Annotated in this window: 1 protein-coding gene; it reads left to right on the forward strand. The window is 48.1% G+C overall.

Annotated features, from left to right (window positions below; genetic code table 11):
- Positions 1 to 599 (forward strand): ATP-binding cassette domain-containing protein (locus R7044_RS26590; protein WP_225456161.1); only part of this gene is annotated, 599 nt, incomplete at both ends.

Here is a 599-nt window from a genome sequence, read left to right on the forward strand (position 1 = left end):
CCTGACGTTGTCTTCCCTGAGCAATCTAAACGCGAAGAAAAGCCACTGGATATCGAGTTCGACAACATTGATTTTGCATACCCTGATGGACAACAGAAAGTGCTGAAAGACCTTTCGCTTTCACTTCCTTTAGGCTCAAAAACCGCAATTGTTGGTCAAACGGGTTCAGGCAAATCGACTCTGATTCAACTACTTTGTCGCTACTGGGATGTAAACCAAGGTGAGGTTCGCATTGGTGGCGCTTCACTAAAAGATTGGTGCGAATCCGATCTGCGCTCAGCAATTACCGTAGTGAGCCAACGAGTAGATGTGTTAAACGGCACACTACGTGACAACTTGTTAATGGCGTCACCAAATGCGACTGATGAGCAACTGGCGGATATCCTAACGAAAGTTGAACTGGGTGCTCTGCTTGAAGAGCCGGGTCTTGATGCTTGGTTGGGTGATGGCGGTCGTCAGCTTTCTGGTGGCGAGAAACGTCGTATTGGTATTGCGCGAGCGTTACTTCGAGATGCTCCGATTTTGCTTCTTGATGAGCCAACCGAAGGCCTCGACAAGCGTACCGAACAAAAAGTCATGGCGCTTTTCAACGAGTATTT

The sequence above is a fragment of the Vibrio sp. 1402 genome, assembly GCF_033340275.1.